The organism is Arthrobacter sp. zg-Y40, assembly GCF_020731535.1.
In the GTDB taxonomy this organism is placed as follows: domain Bacteria; phylum Actinomycetota; class Actinomycetes; order Actinomycetales; family Micrococcaceae; genus Arthrobacter_B.
This window is the reverse complement of sequence record NZ_JAJFZS010000001.1, coordinates 355,095-375,582: the sequence shown is the minus strand read 5'-3', so window position 1 is coordinate 375,582 and position 20,488 is coordinate 355,095. Positions and strand designations below refer to the sequence as shown.

The following is a 20,488-nucleotide window of genomic DNA, read 5'->3' as shown; positions in this document are numbered from 1 at the left end:
TCAGGCGAAGTACACGCCTATCCGGTTGCCTTCAATTTCCTCGATCCGGATATCGATGTCGTAAATGTCCTTCAGGACTTCCGGGCGCATGATGTCCGACGGCGGCCCCTGATGAATCAGCCGGCCGTCACACATGGCGATGATGTCGTCCGAATAGCAGGACGCGAAGTTAATGTCGTGGATGACCAGCACCACGGTCTTGCCGAAGTCGTCGGTAAGCCGGCGCAGCAGCCGCATCATTTCCACGGAGTGCTTCATGTCCAGGTTGTTCAGCGGCTCATCCAGCAGCAGGTAGTCCGTGTCCTGGGCCAGCACCATGGCAATGAACGCGCGCTGGCGCTGGCCGCCGGACAGCTCGTCCACGAACTTGTCCGCCAGGGCAGCCAGGTCCAGGTACTCCATGGCGGTATTGATGTGGGCCTTGTCCGCAGGCCCGGGACGTCCGCCGTTGTGCGGGTAGCGGCCAAACCCGACCAGGTCCCGCACAGTCAGGCGGACAGTGAGCTGGTTGTCCTGGCGCAGGATGGCCATCTTCTTCGCAAGGTCGCGCCCCGGCGTGGTGACGACGTCGAGCCCGTCCACGGTGACCGTCCCCGAGTCCATCCCCAGCAGCCGGCTGATCATGGAAAGCAGCGTGGATTTGCCGGCGCCGTTGGGTCCAATGATCGAGGTGATGCCGCCTTCCTTGATTTCGCAGCTGACACCGTCCACCACGACGGCGGAGGAGTAGCGTTTGGTCACGCCGGAAACGGAAATCATGATGCGGGGCCTTTCTGGCGGTGCAGCGGGGACGGGATCATTTCACCGATCCCCGCAGGAGCAGGATGAGGAAGACAATGCCGCCCACGAATTCAATGACGATGCTCAGGGCGGTATCGAAGTCGAAGATCCGCTCCAGCACCAGCTGCCCGCCCACCAGGGCAATGATGCCCAGGAGTACGGCAATGGGCAGGACAGCTGCGTGGCGGAACTGGGCGCACAGCTGGTAGGCCAGGGACGCGACGAGCAGGCCGAAGAAGGTCACCGGGCCCACCAGGGCGGTGGACACCGCCACCAGCACGGAGCAGATGACCAGCGTGGCGGTCACCGCGCGCTTGTGGTCCACGCCAAGGTTCACTGCGGTTTCCCGGCCCAGCGCCAGCACGTCGAAGGAGTGCCGCATGCGCCAGGCCATGGCACTGACGACGGCGACGGCAACGGCCGAATAGCCGAGCAGCCCGGCGTCCACGTTGTTGAAACTGGCGAAGAACAGGTCCTGCAGGATGATGAATTCGCTCGGGTCGATCAGCCGCTGCAGCAGCGAGGAGAAACCGCGGAACATGGTGCCGAAGACAATGCCGACCAGCAGCATCAGGTGCAGCGACTTGCCCCCGCCGGTGAACAGCCAGCGGTACAGCAGGAAGGAGAAGCCCACCATCAGCAGCACTTCGATGCCGAACCGCGCGGGGGCGCCCAGGGACAGCAGCGCCCCGCCGCCCAGGGCGAAAACGAGCACGGTCTGGATCAGGACGTACAGGGCGTCGAAGCCCATGATGGAGGGGGTGAGGATGCGGTTGGCAGTCACGGTCTGGAACAGCACCGTGGAGACGCCGACGGCGTAGGCCACCAGGATCATGGAACCCACCTTCACGGCACGCCGGGGCAGGATGTAGCCCAGGTTGCCGCGGAGCTCGATGGTCATGAACACGGCGACGAGGGCCGCAGCCACCACGCCCAGGGTGATGATCCAGAATTTCGCCGGCACCGTCCGGACCGGCCGGCGCCGGTGCTCCGTGAGGGCTGCGGGCAGCACGCTGGGGGAGGACTCAGGCACGGGAACCCCGTTTGCGCAGCAGAAGGTACAGGAAGATGACACTGCCGACGGCGGACACAATAACGCCTACGGGAATTTCATACGGGTAGCGGATGGTGCGGCCGATGATGTCGCACAGCAGCACGAAACCGGCACCGAACACGGCAACCCAGGGAACAGCCCGGCGCACGTTGTCACCGATCAGCAGCGAGACCAGGTTCGGCACGATCAGTCCCAGGAAGGGTATGGAGCCGACGCTGACCACAACCACGGCACTGATCAGGGACACGATGACCAGGCCCAGTGCCATGACCCGGTTGTAGTCCAGGCCGAGGTTGGTGGTGAAATCCGCCCCCATGCCGGCCACGGTGAAGCGGTCTGCGGCAAGGTAGCCGATCAGGGTCAGGGCGCCCACAATCCACAGCAGCTCGTAGCGTCCGCGCAGGACACCTGAGAAGTCGCCGATCATCCAGCTGTTGAGGGTCTGCAGCAGGTCGGTGCGGTAGGCGAAGAACGTGGTGACGGCGGAAATGACGCCGCCGAGCATGATTCCCACCAGGGGGACAATCAGGGTGTTGCGCAACGGAATCCGGCGCAGGACCAGCAGGAACAGTGCGGTCCCCGCGGCGGCGAAGACCGAGGCCGCGGACATCTTCAGGAACATGGATGCACCCGGCAGCAGCACCGTGACGGCGAGGATGCCCAGCTGCGCCGATTCCACCGTTCCCACAGTGGAGGGCTCCACGAACTTGTTGCGGGCCATCAGCTGCATGATCAGGCCGGCCACGCTCAGGGCCATGCCTGCCAGGACGATGCTCAGGGTGCGGGGGAATTGGCTGGCCCAGAAGAGCATCTGCGTGGTGGGATCCCCGGCAAGCAGCGAGGACAGGGACAGGTCGCCCACGCCCACAAAGAGGCTGAGGGCTGCCAGGAGGATAACAATGCATACACCCGCGGCGAGTCCGGAGGCCGAACGCACAAAGCGCCGCCGTTCAACGGCGGCGTGGGCTGGTGCCGGCTGCGCGGCGGTAGCGGTCATAGTGATGTCCAGTTCCTCCGCGGCCCGGCACAGGTGCCGGGCCGCGGAGCGGGGGAGGCGCGGCTAGAGGGCGTCGTGGATGGTGGAAACCATCGAGTCGACGTTGTTCAGGCCGTATCCGACCAGGTACCAGCTGGCGGAGTCCAGCATGGTGATGTTGTTGTTCTGAGCAGCCTTGGTGCTCTTGACCAGTTCGTTGTCCAGCACGGCGGACGCGGCTTCGCCGGATTCGCCGACGGCAACGTCCCGGTCAATCACGAACAAGTGGTCGGGGTTGGTGTCGGCAATGTAGTTGAAGGACACGGACTCGCCGTGGGCGCCTTCGGTCTTCACTTCGGCAGCGGGCTCGACGCCGAGGACGTCATGGATGATGCCGAAACGCGAGCCGGCGCCGTAGGCGGTCATTTCGCCGCCGCTGGTCATCACGATCAGGCCGTTGCCGGCGTCGGCTGCCAGCTTCTTGGTGTCCCCGACCTTGGACTCCAGCGCCGAGAGCTTGTCCTCGACCATGTCGTCCTTGCCGAAGATCTTTCCGATGGTCCGGGTGTTTTCCTCGAAGGAGTTCCACGCATTGGTGTTGTCGACACTCAGGTCGATGGTCGGGGCGATCTTGTTCAGTTCCGCATAGGAATCCGCAACGCGGCCGGAAATGATGATCAAATCCGGGGCCTCGGCGCTAATGGCTTCGAAGTCCGGCTCCTTCATGCTGCCGATCTTGGTGATGTCATCCGCCGCGTACTTGGACAGGCTCTCGGGGAAGTTGGCTGCCGGGACGCCGTCGACGTCAATGTCGAGTGCATCCATGGTGTCCAGCGCACCGAGGTCGAAGGTGTAGACGGTCTCGGGGTTCACCGGTACTTCGGTGCTGCCCTGCGCGTGCTCGACCGTCACGGTGGAGGCCTGCGTGGACTCGGCGTCGGCTTCTGCGGCTTCGGTGGAGCAGGCGCTGAGGGCCAGGAGGGACACAAGGGCGGTTCCGGCCAGCAGGCGGGACGTGGTGATCATGGGGGCTCCGGTAAGAGTCGTGGTGCCTGTTTCGGAAATAGGGCACAGAAATGTTTTCTAATGATGCGCGCAGATGAAAACTATCCCGCTTAGGTAAGCCTAAGCAAATCAGCTTTCCCGGCATTAGACGCGCAATGGACCGCCGGAGACGGCGGGAATCGGCCTGCGCTGGCACTCACCTTGACCGAGTGCTAACCGTTGCATAAAGTCTCACTTAGCACTCCGAACGTGAGGGTGCTAACTCCCGAAGGGACAGCGCGAACCGGCACCGCGACGACGGCCAGCGCCAACCAACGGCCCCATTCTGTTAGAAACTACGCAAAGGAGAGCCCGAGTGTCGGTCTCTATTAAGCCCCTTGAAGATCGTATTGTTGTCCGCCCCCTCGAGGCCGAGCAGACCACTGCTTCCGGTCTCGTTATCCCGGACACTGCCAAGGAAAAGCCCCAGGAGGGCGAAGTAGTTGCAGTTGGACCCGGCCGCGTTGACGACAACGGCAACCGCATCCCGGTTGACGTTGCCGAAGGCGACGTAGTCATCTACTCCAAGTACGGCGGAACCGAAGTCAAGCACGGTGGCCAGGAGTACCTGGTGCTGTCCGCCCGCGACGTGCTGGCCGTCGTCGTAAAGTAGTTCCCCCCGGAAAACCCCGGCCACATCCTGGCCGGGGTTTTCTGATGCAGGTGCAGATGTAGTTGTCGGAAAGGACACACACATGGCAAAGCAGTTGGAGTTCAATGACTCCGCCCGTCGCTCGCTGGAAGCCGGCGTTGATAAGCTCGCCAACGCAGTCAAGGTGACCCTCGGCCCGCGCGGCCGCAACGTCGTCCTGGCTAAGTCCTGGGGCGCTCCCACCATCACCAACGACGGCGTCACGATTGCCCGCGAAGTCGAGCTCGATGACCCGTACGAGAACCTTGGCGCACAGCTGGCCAAGGAAGTAGCCACCAAGACCAACGATGTTGCCGGCGACGGCACCACCACGGCCACCGTCCTGGCGCAGGCCCTGGTCAAGGAAGGCCTGCGCAACGTTGCCGCCGGTGCTGCTCCCGGGCAGCTCAAGCGCGGCATCGAGGTGTCCGTGGACGCCGTTGCCAAGCGCCTTCTGGAGAATGCCAAGGAAGTTGAAGGCAACCAGGTGGCCCACGTGGCCGCCATCTCCGCGCAGAGCACCGAGATCGGCGAACTGCTGGCGCAGGCCTTCGACACCGTCGGCAAGGACGGCGTGATCACCATCGAGGAGTCCTCCTCCACGCAGACCGAACTGGCCATCACCGAAGGCATGCAGTTCGACAAGGGCTACCTCTCGCCGTACTTCGTCACCGATCCGGAGCGCCAGGAAGCCGTCCTCGAAGACGCGCTGATCCTGATCAACTCCGGCAAAATCTCCTCGGTTGCCGAGTTCCTGCCGCTGCTTGAAAAGGCGCTGCAGACCTCCAAGCCGCTGTTCATCATTGCCGAAGACGTCGACGGCGAAGCCCTGTCCACCCTGGTGGTCAACAAGATCCGCGGCACCCTGAACGTGGTTGCCGTCAAGGCTCCGGGCTTCGGCGACCGCCGCAAGGCCATGATGCAGGACATCGCGACCCTCACCGGCGCACAGGTGGTCAGCCCCGATCTGGGCCTGAAGCTGGACCAGGTTGGCCTGGAGGTCCTGGGTTCGGCCCGCCGGATCACCGTCACCAAGGACAACACCACCATTGTTGACGGCGCCGGTTCCGAAGCCGACGTTGCCGACCGCGTGGCACAGATCCGTGCGGAGATTGAGCGCACGGATTCCGACTGGGACCGCGAGAAGCTGCAGGAACGCCTGGCCAAGCTCTCCGGCGGCATCGGCGTCATCCGCGTCGGCGCAGCCACCGAGGTGGAGCTGAAGGAAAAGAAGCACCGCATCGAAGATGCTGTTTCCTCCACCCGTGCAGCCCTGGAAGAAGGCATTGTGGCCGGCGGCGGTTCCGCGCTGGTCCACGCCTCGCAGGTCCTGGACACCGACCCGGAGGTCCTGAAGCTCGAAGGCGACGCCGCCACCGCGGTTTCGCTGGTGCGCCGCGCACTGGCCCAGCCGCTGCGCTGGATCGCTGAAAACGCCGGCGCCGAAGGCATGGTCGTAGTCGCCAAGGTCGGTGAGCTGAAGGTCAACAACGGCTTCAACGCCGCCACCGGCGAGTACGAGGACCTGATTGCCGCCGGCATCATCGACCCCGTCAAGGTCACCCGCTCGGCCCTGCGCAACGCCGCTTCGATCGCTTCGCTGGTGCTCACCACCGAAGCCCTCGTGGTGGAGAAGCCTGCCGAGGAAGACGAGGACCACGGCCACCAGCACTAGCTGAACAGCCGCCCTCACCAGGCACCTGGCCCCGCCCCGGAAACCCTTCCGCGGCGGGGCCTTGCGCTGTCCGGGCTGCGGGGCCGGGCTTACGCAGCGGGTAAACTCTTCCGGTTATATGTTCCAGAACAGAAGGGCAGCGGGTGCCGGACACACACCAGCAGGAGCGGCGCTACCGGCCCGAAGTGCAGGGCCTGCGCGCCCTCGCCGTGGTGCTGGTGATGGTTTACCACGTGTGGCTGGACCGGGTTTCCGGCGGCGTGGATATTTTCCTGCTCCTGTCCGCGTTCCTGCTCACCGGGTCCTTTGTACGGAAGATGGAAGCCGGCCGGCCGCTGGCGCTGGGCCGGTATTGGCTGCACCTGTTTCCCCGGCTGCTGCCCTCCGCGGCGGCAGTGCTGCTGGCCGTGCTGGCTGCGGCCCGCGTCCTGCTGCCGGCCAGCGACTGGACGGGCGTGTTCCGGCAGGCCTGGTCCTCACTGTTTTATGTGCAGAACTGGACCCTGGCCCACGGCTCGGTGGATTACTACGCCCGCGACCATAGCAGCGCCAGTCCGCTCCAGCACTTCTGGTCACTGTCGGTCCAAGGCCAGGTGTTCATCCTCTGGCCCCTGCTCTTTGCCCTGGCTGCCGGGGCCGCGGCGGCCTTCGGATGGCGCTTCCGCCCGGTACTGCTGGCGGTGTTCGGCACGGTCTTTACCCTCTCCCTGGCCTTTTCCGTCCGCGAAACTGCCGTGAACCAGGCCTACGCCTACTTCGACACCCGCACCCGCCTGTGGGAGTTCGCACTGGGTTCGCTGCTGGCCCTGGCACTGCCGTACCTCAACCTGCCGCGCCTGCTCCGGATTATTATGGGCTGGGTCGGCCTGGCTGCCATGCTCAGCTGCGGCGTGCTGCTCCAGGTCCAGCAGCAGTTCCCCGGATATATTGCCCTCTGGCCCCTGCTGGCCGCCGCCATGATCATTGTGGCGGGGCAGACCGGCAGCAGGGCGGGGGTGGACCGTTTCCTTGCCGCACCGCCCCTGGTGAAGCTGGGCAACAGCTCCTACGGCCTGTACCTGTGGCATTGGCCGGTCCTGGTGTTCTGGCTGGTGTATTCCGGGCAGGATTCCGCCGGGCCGGTAGACGGTGCACTGGTCATCGCAGCGTCCCTGGTCCTGGCCGTGCTCAGTACCCGGTTCGTGGAAGCGCCCGTGCGGTCCTTGTCCTGGAGCGGAGCCGGACGCTGGCGTTCCGCCGTCGTCATTGCCGCCCTGCTGGCCGTGGTGGCTGCACCCCTGGCCGGCTGGCAGCGGCAGGTGCACGGGACTCAGATCAAGGTCATGAGCCAGGGCGTGGCGGAAAACCCGGGTGCCCTGGCCCTGGATCCGGCCTTCGTGGAGTCCGTGCCGGCTGAAGCCGTGCTCAAACCGGCCGTGAGCAGCATCGGCAGTGAATGGGCGGACTTCGACGGCGCCTGCGCGCCGGAGTACGCGCCTGCCGATCCGCTGTTGGGCAAGTGCCTGGAAATCGGGTCGCCGGAGGGCGCCGAGCGCACCATCGTGGTCCTCGGGGACTCGCATGCCCAGCAGTGGATGGCCGCGATGGGTCCTGTGGCCCGGACGAACTCGTGGCACCTGATCGCCGTGCTCAAGCCCGGCTGCCGCTACGGCGGCGACGTGCCGGAGCGCAGTGCCGAATGCAATTCCTTTAATGCCGCCGCCGCACGGTACGTGGTGGAAAGAACTCCCGACGCCGTGTTTACGGTGGCATCGCTCACACGCGAAAGCTCGCCGGAGGAGGTCCTGGTCCCGGGTTACGACGACGGCGTGCGGCCTTTCGCCGAGGCGGGGATCGGCGTTATCGCCCTGCGCGACAACCCCCGTTTCGACTACGACATGGTCAAGTGCCTGGAAAGCAACGAGCTGGATCCGGCGAGCTGCAGCATGCCGCGCAGCCGGGTCCTGGCCCCGGTTTCCCCGCTTGAGGGCTTATCCGAGCGGATTCCGGGGACAGCTGTGGTGGATATGAGCGACCGGCTGTGCACGGAGGGGGAGTGCCCGGGCATCGTGGGCAACATGCTCGTGTACATGGACCACGACCATCTGGGTAAGACCTACCTGGAGACCACCGCGCGGGTCCTTTCCCAGCGGATACTGGCGACCACCGGCTGGGATGGTGAACCCGTTCCGGCCGAAGGTTACCAACCCGTGGAATAGGGGCACGGGCGCTTTCGTTTTAGGATAGGTACAGGCTACATCGGGCCTTTTCCTTCCTCTCATTCCCCGAAAGAGGCGCAGCTTTGAGTCAGCAGTACCCAGAACATGATCCGTTCGGCTTCGTCGGCCTGACGTACGACGACGTCCTCCTGCTGCCCGGCCCGACGGATGTTATCCCCTCCGAAGCAGACACCAGCTCGCGGCTGTCCAAGCGCATCACCGTGCAGACCCCGCTGCTTTCGGCAGCCATGGACACGGTGACCGAGTCCCGCATGGCCATCGCAATGGCCCGCCAGGGCGGCCTCGGCGTCATCCACCGCAACCTTTCCATCGCTGACCAGGCCGAGCACGTGGACCGCGTCAAGCGCAGCGAATCGGGCATGATCACCAACCCGGTCACCATTTCCCCCGGCGCCACCCTGCGCGACCTCGATGACCTGTGCGCACACTTCCGTGTTTCCGGCCTGCCGGTTGTCGACGAGGAAAACACGCTGCTGGGCATTGTGACCAACCGCGACACCCGGTTCATTCCGGTCTCCGAGTACCCCAACCGCAAGGTCGAAGAAGTAATGACGCGGATGCCGCTCATCACCGGCCGGGTGGGGATCAGCGCCGAGGAAACCGTGGAGCTGCTCGGCAAGAACCGCATCGAGAAGCTGCCGCTGGTGGACGACGACGGCAAGCTGCAGGGCCTGATCACCGTCAAGGACTTCGACAAGGCGGAGCAGTACCCGCTGGCCACCAAGGACGATGAAGGACGGCTGCGCGTGGGCGCCGCCATCGGGTTCTTCGGCGACGGGTACGAGCGTGCCATGTCCATGGTGGAGGCCGGCGTCGACATCCTCGTGGTGGACACCGCCAACGGCCACAGCGCCGGTGTGCTGGAAATGATCGCCCGCCTGAAGAAGGATCCGGCCGCGGCACACGTGGACATCATCGGCGGCCAGGCGGCCACCCGCGAAGGCGCCCAGGCACTGATTGACGCCGGTGCCGACGCCATCAAGGTGGGTGTGGGCCCCGGCTCCATCTGCACCACCCGCGTGGTGGCCGGCGTCGGGGTACCCCAGATCACCGCCATCTACGAAGCGTCCAAGGCGGCCATTCCTGCCGGCGTGCCGCTGATCGCCGACGGCGGCCTGCAGTACTCCGGCGACATCGGCAAGGCCATTGTGGCCGGCGCCGACACCGTTATGCTCGGCGGCCTGCTCGCCGGTTCTGCCGAAAGCCCGGGTGACCTGGTGTTCGTCAACGGCAAGCAGTTCAAGTCCTACCGCGGCATGGGCTCCCTGGGTGCCATGCAGTCCCGGGGCAAGAACACCTCCTACTCCAAGGACCGCTACTTCCAGGCCGACGTCCCCAGCGACGAAAAGCTGATCCCGGAAGGCATCGAGGGCCAGGTGCCCTACCGCGGGCCGCTCTCGGCCGTGGCCCACCAGCTGGTGGGCGGCCTGCGCCAGACCATGTTCTACACCGGCGCACGCACCATCCCCGAACTGAAGGCCAAGGGCAAGTTCGTCCGGATCACCCCGGCCGGCCTGAAGGAATCCCACCCGCACGACATCATGATGACTGTCGAGGCACCGAACTACGGTTCACGCCGCTAACCGGTTTCCGGCCAAGGGCAGCTCCTGCGCACTGCGCGGCGGCTGCCCTTGGTGTTTAAGCCTCCCGTCACACACTGGGATAACCTAGGGAGTGTGAGTAACGAGATTGAAATTGGCCGTGGCAAGCAAGGGCGCAGAGCCTACTCCCTGGATGACGTGGCAATTGTGCCCTCGCGGCGTACCCGTGATCCGCAGGACGTCTCGATCAACTGGCAGATAGACGCCTACCAGTTCGAGATGCCGGTCATCGGCGCGCCCATGGACTCGGTCATGTCCCCGGCCTCCGCCATTGCGCTGGGCAAGCTGGGCGGCCTGGGTGTGCTGAACCTCGAAGGCCTGTGGACCCGGTACGAAGATCCGCAGCCGCTGCTGGACGAAATTGCCGAGCTCAGCCGCGACAACTTCAATCCCGCCGCCACCGCCCGCCTGCAGGAAATCTACGACGCTCCCATCCGCGCCGAGCTGATCAGTTCCCGGCTGGCCGAGATGCGCGACGCCGGCGTGACGGTTGCCGGTTCGCTCACCCCGCAGCGCACCCAGGAGTTCTACAAGACGGTCCTGGCTGCCGGCGTCGACGTTTTCGTCATCCGCGGCACCACCGTTTCGGCCGAGCACGTGTCCAAGAACGTGGAACCGCTGAACCTGAAGCAGTTCATCTACGAACTCGATGTCCCCGTAATTGTCGGCGGCGCTGCCGGCTACACCCCGGCCCTGCACCTGATGCGCACCGGCGCCGCCGGCGTGCTGGTCGGCTTCGGCGGCGGAGCCACCACCACCACCCGCCGCGCCCTGGGCATCCACGCCCCCATGGCTACGGCCATCTCCGACATTGCCGAAGCGCGCCGGGACTACATGGATGAGTCCGGCGGCCGGTACGTGCACGTCATTGCCGACGGCGGCATGGGCACCAGCGGCGACATCATCAAGGCCTTCGCCATGGGCGCCGACGCGGTAATGCTCGGTTCCGCGCTGGCCCGCGCCGAAGAGGCGCCGGGGCAGGGCTGGCACTGGGGCCAGGAAGCCCACCACAGCGAGCTGCCGCGCGGCGACAGGGTCCGGCTGGACACCGTGGGACCGCTTCGGGAAGTCCTGTGGGGCCCCTCCCACCACACCAACGGCACCTCGAACCTGATGGGCGCGCTGCGCCGGGCCATGGCGACCACCGGGTATTCGGACCTCAAGGCTTTCCAGCGTATTGAGGTGTTGGTTTCGCCGTACCAGTACAACCTGTAATAACCGCCGCTCATTGCCTAGAGTGGACGCAGCTACGGCAGGACCCTAGAGAGGAACCTTGACCATGTCTGCAGACGCCCTGAGCCCCGAGTACCGGATTGATGCGATGGACCGGCTGCGGTCCACCGCGCAACCCGGAAATGAACTGGACATCCTGATTGTGGGTGGCGGCGTCGTGGGCGCCGGAGCAGCCCTGGACGCCGTAACGCGGGGCTTGAAGGTGGGCATGGTGGAGGCCCGTGACTGGGCGTCGGGAACATCGTCACGGTCCTCCAAACTCATCCACGGCGGCCTGCGCTACCTGGAAATGCTGGACTTCGCCCTCGTGCAGGAGGCACTGAAGGAGCGCGGCCTGCTGCTCCAGCGGATCGCCCCGCACCTGGTGAAGCCCGTGGCGTTCCTGTATCCGCTCACCAAGCGGGTCATCGAGCGGCCCTACGTGGGTGCAGGCATCTTCCTCTACGACACCATGGGCATGACCTCTGGCAATTCCCGGGGCGTGCCCATGCAGAAGCACCTGACCCGCAAGCAGACCCTGCGCATGGCCCCGAGCCTGAAGGATGACGCGATGGTGGGTGCCATCCGCTACTACGACGGGCAGGTGGACGATGCCCGGTACGTGGCCAACATGGTCCGGACCGCGGCGCATTACGGGGCAGCCGTGGTCAACCGCCTGGCCGTGGTCGAGTTCCTGCGCGAGGGGGAGCGGGTGGTTGGCGCCCGCGTCCGCGACCAGGAGACCGGTGCCGAGTTCGATATTGCCGCCAGCCAGGTGGTCAACGCCACCGGTGTATGGACGGACGAAACCCAGGCCCTGGTCACCGACCGCGGCCAGCTGAAGGTCCGGGCCTCCAAGGGGGTGCACCTGGTGGTCCCCAAGGACCGCATCCAGTCCACCGTGGGCATGATCCTGCGGACCGAGAAGTCGGTGCTGTTCGTCATCCCGTGGGGACGGCACTGGATCATCGGCACCACCGACACTGACTGGAACCTGGACAAGGCCCATCCCGCGGCTACCTCGGCGGACATCGACTACATCCTTGAGCATGTGAACCTGGTGCTGAAGACGCCGCTGGGGCGCGCGGATGTGGAGGGGGTCTACGCCGGGCTCCGGCCGCTGCTGGCCGGCGAGAATGACTCCACGGCCAAGCTGTCCCGCGAGCACGTGGTGGCCCACCCCGTGCCCGGCCTGGTGGTGGTGGCCGGCGGAAAATGGACCACCTACCGCGTGATGGCCAAGGACGCCGTTGACGAGGCCGCCCGGGCGCTGGACGAAAAGGTGCCCGAAAGCTGCACCCAGACCATCCCGCTGCTGGGAGCGGTGGGCTACGCGGCGGCCTGGAACCGGCGGCACCGCACCGCCGACGAGTACGGGGTGCACGTAGCCCGGGTTGAACACCTGCTCAACCGGTACGGCTCCATGGCCTACGACGTGCTGGACCTGATCCGCGAGGATCCGGCCCTGGCCGAACCGCTGCCCGGCGCCGACGACTACCTGCGCGCCGAGGTCGTCTACGCCACCACGCATGAGGGCGCCCGGCATGTGGAGGACGTTCTGGCCCGCCGGACACGCATCTCCATTGAGACCTGGGACCGCGGGGTGTCCGCTGCGCCGGTGGCCGCCGAGCTGATGGCTCCGCTGCTGGGCTGGGACGTGGCCCGGACCGAAAGCGAAGTGGCGCATTACGCGGCCCGGGTGGAGGCTGAACGGCTCAGCCAGGAACAGCCCGACGACAAGAGTGCCGACGCCGCCCGCCTGGCCGCTGAAGACATTGCCCCCAGGATCTAGGCGGAATCGGAAACCTTGGCTGAAGAACTTTCACTGAACGAAGCGGGGGCGGTGCTCACCGAACCTGCGCTGGTGATCCTGGAAATGGAGGCAGCGGACCGGTACGACGCCGCGGCGCAGCTGGCGGCGCGGCTCTATGCCACCGGGCGGATCAGTAACCTGGAGGGCTTCCTGGAGCAGGTGCGTGCCCGGGAACACCAGATGGCCACCGGGCTGCCCGGCGGGATCGGGCTGCCCCACGCCCGCAGCGAGTACGTCCGCGAGACATCCATCGCCGTGGGCATAGCCCGGTACGGGCACAGCGTGGATTTCGGTGCCGCCGACGGCCCGGCAACTGTGATCTTGCTCATCGCCACACCTTCTGCGTCCTTCTCCCAGCACTTGGAAGTGCTGGCCACCATTGCGCGGTCCCTGTTCCGGCCCGCCTTCAGGGATTCCCTGCGCCGGGCCAACGATGCCGAGGTTATTGCGGAACTGATCAATTCCTCCCTGGTGTTCTTCGACCACTAGGCACCAGCCAAACGCCATTGGGTTTTCTACAGCCGGACGAAGTACCGTTAACGCGTGCTCAAAACTGCCCTGCAGCCGCGCTGGATAGCCGGCCTGCTCTTTGCCCTAGCAATCTCGACGGTCTTTGTGCTGTTGAGCCAATGGCAGTTCTCCAGCGCCGAACCGGAGGAGTCCACCGGCCCCCGGGCCACCGAAGACGTCCGCCCGCTGACCGAAGCCTTCACCCCCGGCAAACCGATCTTCGAATCCGAAGCCGACCAGATGGTCTCCTTCACCGGGCATTTTGAACCGGAAAAATCCGTCCTCGTGGAGCAGCGGCTCCAGGACGGACAGGAGGGCTACTGGGTGGTCACCGCCTTCAAGGTCGACGGTGCTCCGGCCGGCGAAGTGATCCCCGTGGTCCGCGGCTGGGTCCAGGACCCCGACGACGCCGAGCCGGCCCCGGCCGGTGACGCCGCCGTCGTCGGCCGCCTGCTGCCCACCGAGGCCCCGGTGGCCAAGACCCCCGCAGAGGGCCGTGTTGCATCGCTGTCCACCGCCGAGCTGATCAACCTGTGGGACACCCCGTCGTATTCGGCGTTCGTGACCGCGCATGAGCTCACGGTCGACGGCGTGGCACCTGAGACGGGCAGCATGCAGCCCGTGCAGGTTCAAGCCCAGCCGGAGGAAACCCCGGTCAACTGGCTGAACATTTTCTACGCCCTGGAATGGATTGTTTTCGCCGGTTTCTCCGTGTTCCTGTGGTGGCGGCTGGTGGCCGACGACTACCGGCGCAGCCTTGAGGACGACGAATACGAAGACGAGTATGACGACGACGATGCAGAACCCGAAGCCGACCACCCCAGCAGTGAGGTAACCAAGTGAGCGAATCCGCAGGCACCGCCAAAGCAACCCCGAAGAAAAAGAAGCGCCGGTTCGGGGGTACGCACGCCCAGATCCGCTCCGCCCTGGGGTTCTACAAGGTCTTTGCCTACGTCACCGGCGTGCTGCTGCTGGCCCTGGTGGTAGAGATGGTTGCCAAGTACGGCTTCAATACCGAAATCATTGTGGGCGGGGTCAACCTGTCCATCGGCGTGCTGATCCTGCACGGCTGGATGTACGTGGTTTACCTGCTTTCGGACTTCCGGCTGTGGCAGCTGATGCGCTGGCCGTTCTCCAAGTTCATCCTCATCGCCCTCGGCGGCGTTGTGCCGTTCCTCTCCTTTATTGTCGAGGGACGCGTCCACAAGCAGGTCCTGGCCGAGCTCGACGCCCATCCTGAAGCGGCCAAGCGGTACTAAGCGGACCTGCCGGCCAGCGGATGCAGCAAAGCGTCCGCCGGCCGGTGTGCATGCCCGGCGGCGGGCCGACTATCCTTGAAACGTGACTAATCCCGCGACTGACCCCATTGAAGAGCGGCCCGTCCTTGTTGTGGACTACGGAGCACAGTACGCCCAGTTGATTGCCCGCCGGGTGCGCGAAGCCGACGTCTACTCCGAGGTGGTTCCCCACACCTACACCACCGAGCAGCTGCTGGCGAAGAACCCGGCTGCCATCATCCTTTCCGGCGGCCCCTCCAGCGTTTACGCCGAAGGCGCCCCGACCGTGCACACCGACCTGTTCGAAGCCGGCGTGCCCGTATTCGGCATCTGCTACGGTTTCCAGGCCATGGCTGCCGCCCTGGGCGGCAAGGTGGCCAAGACCGGCCTGCGCGAGTACGGCTCCACCGATGCCCGCGCCGTCGGCGGTGCCCGGTCCATCCTCGAGGGCACCCCCGAGGAGCAGAACACGTGGATGAGCCACGGCGACAGCGTCCAGGAAGCCCCGGAAGGCTTCGACGTTCTAGCCAGCACTGCCGGAGCACCGGTGGCGGCCTTCGCGAATGAGGAAAAGGGCCTCTACGGCGTGCAGTGGCACCCCGAGGTCAAGCACTCCGCCCACGGCCAGACCGTGCTGGAGAACTTCCTCTTCAAGGGCGCCAAGCTGGACCGCAGCTGGACCACGGGCAACATCGTGGAAGAGCAGGTTGCCCGCATCCGCGCCCAGGTCGGCACTTCCCGGGTTATCTGCGGACTCTCCGGCGGCGTCGACTCCGCTGTAGCCGCCGCCCTGGTCCAGCGCGCCGTCGGCGACCAGCTGACCTGTGTCTTCGTGGACCACGGGCTGCTGCGTGAAGGCGAAGCCGAGCAGGTGGAACGCGATTTCGTGGCCGCCACCGGCGTCAACCTGTATGTGGCCAACGAGCAGGAGCGCTTCCTGAGCGCACTTGCCGGGGTGTCGGATCCGGAGACGAAGCGCAAGATCATCGGCCGCGAGTTCATCCGGGCCTTCGAAGAAGCCGAGCGGGCCATCATGGCCAAGGCCGAAGCCGAGGGCGAGCCCATCCGCTTCCTGGTCCAGGGCACCCTGTACCCCGACGTCGTCGAGTCCGGCGGCGGTGAAGGCGCAGCCAACATCAAGAGCCACCACAACGTGGGCGGGCTGCCCGAGGACATGAAGTTCGAACTCGTGGAGCCCCTGCGGGCGCTGTTCAAGGACGAAGTCCGCGCCGTGGGTGCCGAGCTCGGCCTGCCCGCCGAAATCGTGGGACGCCAGCCGTTCCCCGGCCCCGGCCTGGGTATCCGCATTGTCGGCGAGGTCACCAAGGAACGCCTGGACCTGCTCCGCCGTGCCGACGCCATTGCCCGCGCCGAGCTGACCGCTGCCGGCCTGGACAACGAGGTGTGGCAGATGCCGGTGGTCCTGCTCGCCGACGTGCGCAGCGTGGGCGTGCAGGGCGACGGCCGGACCTACGGCCACCCCATCGTCCTGCGCCCGGTCTCGAGCGAAGACGCAATGACAGCCGACTGGTCACGCCTGCCGTACGACCTGCTGGCACGTATTTCCAACCGCATCACCAACGAGGTGGACGGAATCAACCGCGTAGTGCTGGATGTCACGTCCAAGCCACCGGGAACAATCGAGTGGGAATAGCGTAAAAAGCTGGGGACGGCCCTTTTGGCCGTCCCCAGCTTCGTATCCGGTGCTGCCCGGTACCGTCCCCGGTGTTGGCCCCTCTGTTTGTCCCCCGCGTTGCTATGTTCGGGAAACCGTGCCCGACGCGATAGTTTTGAACGTATGCCAATTTGGTCGAAAACGCGCGGAAGTGCAGAAAAGAGGGCACTAGTGTCTGAGCAGAATACCGGGGAGAATCCCTCGGACTTCCTGCTGCCGTGGCTGGGACAATTGGGACAGCACGCCGGAACGGACACTTTGCTGCATTTCACCCCCTCAGCCGCGAACAGCATCGACCTGACGCACGCGCATCCCTCCGGCCTGGCCCAGCTGCTGGCCGGCCGCCGCACCCGCCTGTCCACGCTGCTGCGGGACCCGGATCAGTATGGTGCCGCCATGAAGGCCGGGCGCCTGCTTCGCGCCAAGATTTACGAGCTGGGCACCGACCGCGGCATCGACGTTGGGTACATGGCCGCCGGTACCGCCTCCTGGCGGTACGCCTCGGACGAGGCACTGCGCCCCGAGTCGCTCACCGCGCCGGTGCTGCTGACCCCCGTGGCCCTGACCATCCATGCCTCCCAGGATGACTACGAACTCCAGCTGACCGAAAAGGCAGCACTGAACCCCGCGCTGGTACGCCACCTGCAGCAGGAACAGGGCCTGGACATCGACGTCGACGCCCTGACCCGCCTGGCCTACGGCACCGCCCGCTTCGATCCGCACCCGGTGCTGGAACGGCTCCGGGCCGTCACCGGCAGCGTCCGCGGCATCAACATCGAGCACCGGCTGCTGGTATCCACCTTCGCCGACCTGGCGGACCTCGCCGAGGACCCGGCGCTGGACCCCGCGCACCCGATCCTCCGCGCGCTGATCGACGCCGCCCGCGACGGTTCTGCCGCGCCGGCCTCTGCCCGGCCGCTGGACCTGCCGCCGCTGGACGACCGCGACCCCGCAGACGAACTGCTGATCCTCGACGCGGACCGGCAGCAGCAGGAAGTCCTGGACCTGGTCAATGCCGGGCAGTCCCTGGTGGTCTCGGCTCCGGCCGGCACCGGGCAGACCCAAACGGCCCTGAACGCCGTCGCGGCCCTGGCCAACGCGGGCAAGTCAGTGCTCGTGGTCGCCGAACGCCGCGGCACCCTGAACCAGTTCGTGTCCGAACTCGATGCCCTGCAGCTGGGCTCCCTGGTCCTGCAGGTCAACGCAGGCCTCACACAGCAGCAGCTCAAGGACCAGCTGATCCGGGCCATCGTGCGCAACGAGAAAGCCCAGGCCCCGGAAGTAGCGGGCCTGCACAAGGTCCTGCTCGAAAACCGGCACCAACTGCGGGACCACGTCAAGTCCCTGCACAACGTGCGCCGCCGCTGGGGCTGCTCGCCGTACCAGGCCATGCAGTCCCTGGCGGAGCTGACCAGCATGAGCCCCGCGCCGGCCACCACCGTCCGGCTCAAGCGGAGCGTGCTGGACAGTATCACGGACCGCACTGAGCTGACCGGACGCCTGCGCCGGGCCGCCGAACTTGGCAGTTTCAGCCGCGCGGCCACCACCAGCCCCTGGTACGGTGCCAAGCTGCTCAACCGCAAGGAAACCGAAGAAGCCTACGCGCTGACCCAAACCCTTGCCACGGACCTGCCCGCCCTGCGCACGAAGGTCCAAGACGTAGCCGAGCACTCCGAAATCCGTTTGGGCGAAACCTTCGCACAGTGGGGCGAACAGCTGGAACTGCTGGTCGCCGTGCGCGAAAGCCTGGACAAGTTCACGCCGGATATTTTCGACCGCCCGGTCACCGACCTGATTTCCGCCACCGCCTCTTCTTCCTGGCGGCGCGAGCGCGGAATCGACATGAGCTCGATGACCCGTTCCCGCCTGCGCCGGGTGGCCAAGGAATATGTGCGTCCCGGCGTCCACATCTCGGACCTGCACGCGTCCCTGACCGAAGTGCAGCAGCAGCGGGCCACCTGGACCCGGTACGCCACCACCCAGCGCCACCCCTCGGTACCCACCGGCCTGGCGGAGATCAACCGGTCCTACGTGTTGGTCAAGAACCAGCTGGACACCCTGACCGGAATCCTGGCCGAGACGCCGCTGCACCCTGACCTGGCTTCCCTGCAGCTGGATGAGCTGGAGAAACAGCTCAGCGAGCTGGCAGGGGACCGCCAAACACTGGAAACGCTGCCCGAGCGCACCCTGCTTCTGGATGAAATGCGGGCCCAGGGCCTGGGCGAACTGCTGGATGACCTGGCCGAACGGCAGGTCCAGCCCAAGCACGTGGGTTATGAACTGGAACTGGCCTGGTGGCAGTCCGCGCTGGAAGCCATGATCAGCGGTGATGATTACCTGGCCATGTCCGACGGCAACAGCCTGCGCCGCCTGGAAGCGGAATACCGGCTCGCGGACAACGCCCACATCGCCTCCGGCAGTGCCCGCCTGCGCTGGAGCCTGGCCTCACGCTGGCGTTCCGGCGTCGACCGCTCCGCGGGAGCTGCCAACCAGCTGCGCGAGCTGATCAAGGACGGCGAGCTGTCCCTGGACAGCCTCTGCGAGCAGTCCGAGGAACTCGTCTCGGCCCTGCTGCCCGTGTGGGCTGCCAGCCCCCTGGTGCTGCCGATGGTCCTGCCCGAGGACCGGCGCTTCGACACGGTGGTCCTGCTGGATGCCGAGTCCACCAGCCTGCAGTCCGCGGTGCCCGCCCTGGCCCGCGCCTCCCAGGTCATTGCCTTCGGCGACAGCTGGCTGGGCGGACCGCGGCCGTTCACCATTGGTGTGGAACCGGCCGGGGCGCCGCTGCAGCACGTTGAACTGCTCAGTGCGTTTGACGCGCTGGAGCGTGTGCTGCCCACCCGAACCCTGTCCACTGTGTACCGGGGGACTGACAAGGCGCTGCTGCGCCAGCTCAGCGACTCCTTCTATGACGGCCGGCTCTCCATGGTGCCGAGCGCTGAAGAGGTCACCAGCGGCCACCGTTCCCTGTCCGTGGAATACCTGGCCGACGGCACCGGCATGCCCAGTGCCGACCATGAGGGTGTGGAAAGCGTGGCGGCCGAGGTCAACCGCGTGGTCGACCTGGTCTTTGAACACATCCGCCGCCGCCCGCACCACTCCCTGGGCGTTATCACGGCCAGCCCGCGCCATGCCGTCCGGGTAGCCGAGGCCATCCGTGTACAAATGGCCAACTTCCCCTGGGCAGCTGACTTCTTCACCGCCAAAACCGAGTCCTTCCGGGTGGTTCCGGTGGACCGGGCCGTGGGAATGGTGCGCGACTGCGTGATCTTCTCCCTGGGCTTCGGCCGCACCCCGCACGGCCGTGCGCTGCACAACTTCGGCCCCCTCTCGGCACCGGACGGACGCAAGAAATTCGTCACGGCCATGACCCGCGCCCGCTACAAGCAGCATGTACTCACCTGCTTCCAGCCGGCGGACCTGGACCGGACCCGGCTGGGATACGGAGCGCTGGACTTCTACGAACTGATCAAACGCGAACTGGAGCCGGAAACGGCCAAGGCCGTGGAAGGACCGGCAACCGGTGGCATCATGGAAGAGGACCCGCTGGTCGCGGACCTGGTCGAGCGCCTGCGCGGACGGGGCGCCAAGGTGTGGGACCACTACGACGGTGCCATAGACATTGTCGCGGCTGCGCCCCTGACCGGAGACTCGGCCAGCATGTCGGTTCCGCTGGCTATTGAGTCCGACGGCACGGACCGGTACCGGGCCATGTCCGTCCGGGAACGCAGCCGCCTGCGTCCGCAGCTGCTGGAGCGCCGCGGTTGGCGGTACATGCCGTTGTGGACCATTGAGGTCTTCAGCGATCCGTCGGCCTGCGCCGACCTGGTCGGCCGCTACCTGGGCCTGCCCGAAACGGACCATGCGGCACCGCAGCCGGTGAACCGCGGAGCGGCGGCCGGCAGCACCGGCACGCAGCCGGGCGGCAGCGCCACCGTCACGGTGACCCCGCACGGCAGCAGCCGGATGCGTGATCGGAGGGCCGGATCCCTTCCGGAGAGCACGCAAGGAGAATGAAGCA

At 66.1% G+C, this 20,488-nt stretch carries 15 protein-coding genes; 11 read left to right on the top strand and 4 right to left on the bottom strand.

Features of this window, described 5'->3' with window-relative positions; all coding sequences use genetic code 11:
- From LJ754_RS01700 to LJ754_RS01685, 4 genes are all read right to left on the bottom strand, one after another.
- Complete coding sequence (locus LJ754_RS01700; protein ID WP_227925071.1) at positions 1-759, bottom strand: iron ABC transporter ATP-binding protein; 759 nt, start codon at positions 757-759, stop codon at positions 1-3.
- A gap of 37 nt (positions 760-796) precedes the next feature.
- Entirely contained in the window at positions 797-1,813 is a 1,017-nt protein-coding gene (locus tag LJ754_RS01695) for an iron chelate uptake ABC transporter family permease subunit (RefSeq protein ID WP_227912862.1), read from the bottom strand.
- Positions 1,806-2,831, bottom strand: coding sequence for an ABC transporter permease (locus tag LJ754_RS01690; RefSeq protein ID WP_227925070.1), 1,026 nt, complete (start codon positions 2,829-2,831; stop codon positions 1,806-1,808). The genes LJ754_RS01695 and LJ754_RS01690 overlap by 8 nt, the downstream gene beginning before the upstream one ends.
- Before the next feature lie 63 nt (positions 2,832-2,894).
- The gene (locus LJ754_RS01685; RefSeq protein WP_227925069.1) at positions 2,895-3,836 is read right to left on the bottom strand and encodes a siderophore ABC transporter substrate-binding protein; all 942 of its coding nucleotides are present in this window, start codon (positions 3,834-3,836) and stop codon (positions 2,895-2,897) included.
- A 334-nt stretch (positions 3,837-4,170) separates the two neighbouring features.
- Here LJ754_RS01685 and groES point away from each other — a divergent pair, with 334 nt between their 5' ends.
- The 11 genes from groES (at position 4,171) to LJ754_RS01630 (ending at position 20,484) form a co-directional block, all read left to right on the top strand.
- Positions 4,171-4,467, top strand: coding sequence for a co-chaperone GroES (gene groES / locus LJ754_RS01680; RefSeq protein WP_146361179.1), 297 nt, complete (start codon positions 4,171-4,173; stop codon positions 4,465-4,467).
- An 82-nt stretch (positions 4,468-4,549) separates the two neighbouring features.
- On the top strand, positions 4,550-6,160 hold the full coding sequence (gene groL / locus LJ754_RS01675; protein WP_227925068.1) for a chaperonin GroEL: 1,611 nt from the start codon (positions 4,550-4,552) through the stop codon (positions 6,158-6,160).
- A 143-nt stretch (positions 6,161-6,303) separates the two neighbouring features.
- Complete coding sequence (locus LJ754_RS01670; protein ID WP_227925067.1) at positions 6,304-8,358, top strand: acyltransferase family protein; 2,055 nt, start codon at positions 6,304-6,306, stop codon at positions 8,356-8,358.
- An 83-nt stretch (positions 8,359-8,441) separates the two neighbouring features.
- Positions 8,442-9,962: an IMP dehydrogenase gene (gene guaB, locus LJ754_RS01665; RefSeq protein WP_227912871.1), complete on the top strand. Its 1,521-nt coding sequence runs from the start codon at positions 8,442-8,444 to the stop codon at positions 9,960-9,962.
- A gap of 93 nt (positions 9,963-10,055) precedes the next feature.
- Complete coding sequence (locus tag LJ754_RS01660; protein ID WP_227912872.1) at positions 10,056-11,195, top strand: GuaB3 family IMP dehydrogenase-related protein; 1,140 nt, start codon at positions 10,056-10,058, stop codon at positions 11,193-11,195.
- A gap of 64 nt (positions 11,196-11,259) precedes the next feature.
- Positions 11,260-12,984, top strand: a complete 1,725-nt coding sequence (locus tag LJ754_RS01655; RefSeq protein ID WP_227912961.1) for a glycerol-3-phosphate dehydrogenase/oxidase — start codon at positions 11,260-11,262, stop codon at positions 12,982-12,984.
- Between the two features lie 15 nt (positions 12,985-12,999).
- Positions 13,000-13,494 carry a PTS sugar transporter subunit IIA gene (locus tag LJ754_RS01650; RefSeq protein WP_227925066.1) on the top strand — a complete coding sequence of 165 codons (495 nt, stop codon included), beginning with the start codon at positions 13,000-13,002 and terminating at the stop codon, positions 13,492-13,494.
- A 54-nt stretch (positions 13,495-13,548) separates the two neighbouring features.
- Positions 13,549-14,358: an SURF1 family protein gene (locus LJ754_RS01645; RefSeq protein WP_227925065.1), complete on the top strand. Its 810-nt coding sequence runs from the start codon at positions 13,549-13,551 to the stop codon at positions 14,356-14,358.
- Positions 14,355-14,774, top strand: a complete 420-nt coding sequence (locus LJ754_RS01640) for a DUF3817 domain-containing protein (RefSeq protein WP_227912877.1) — start codon at positions 14,355-14,357, stop codon at positions 14,772-14,774. The genes LJ754_RS01645 and LJ754_RS01640 overlap by 4 nt, the downstream gene beginning before the upstream one ends.
- An 82-nt stretch (positions 14,775-14,856) precedes the next feature.
- Positions 14,857-16,446, top strand: coding sequence for a glutamine-hydrolyzing GMP synthase (guaA, locus tag LJ754_RS01635; protein ID WP_227912878.1), 1,590 nt, complete (start codon positions 14,857-14,859; stop codon positions 16,444-16,446).
- Between the two features lie 192 nt (positions 16,447-16,638).
- Entirely contained in the window at positions 16,639-20,484 is a 3,846-nt protein-coding gene (locus LJ754_RS01630; RefSeq protein ID WP_331461496.1) for a DUF4011 domain-containing protein, read from the top strand.
- Positions 20,485-20,488 lie beyond the last annotated feature (4 nt).

Bases quoted from the DNA above. Each gene is read 5' to 3' on its own strand.
- LJ754_RS01690 (WP_227925070.1), bottom strand. From the start codon at position 2,831: ATGACCGCTACCGCCGCGCAGCCGGCACCAGCCCACGCCGCCGTTGAA.
- LJ754_RS01700 (WP_227925071.1), bottom strand. From the start codon at position 759: ATGATTTCCGTTTCCGGCGTGACCAAACGCTACTCCTCCGCCGTCGTG.
- LJ754_RS01685 (WP_227925069.1), bottom strand. From the start codon at position 3,836: ATGATCACCACGTCCCGCCTGCTGGCCGGAACCGCCCTTGTGTCCCTC.
- groL (WP_227925068.1), top strand. From the start codon at position 4,550: ATGGCAAAGCAGTTGGAGTTCAATGACTCCGCCCGTCGCTCGCTGGAA.
- LJ754_RS01655 (WP_227912961.1), top strand. From the start codon at position 11,260: ATGTCTGCAGACGCCCTGAGCCCCGAGTACCGGATTGATGCGATGGAC.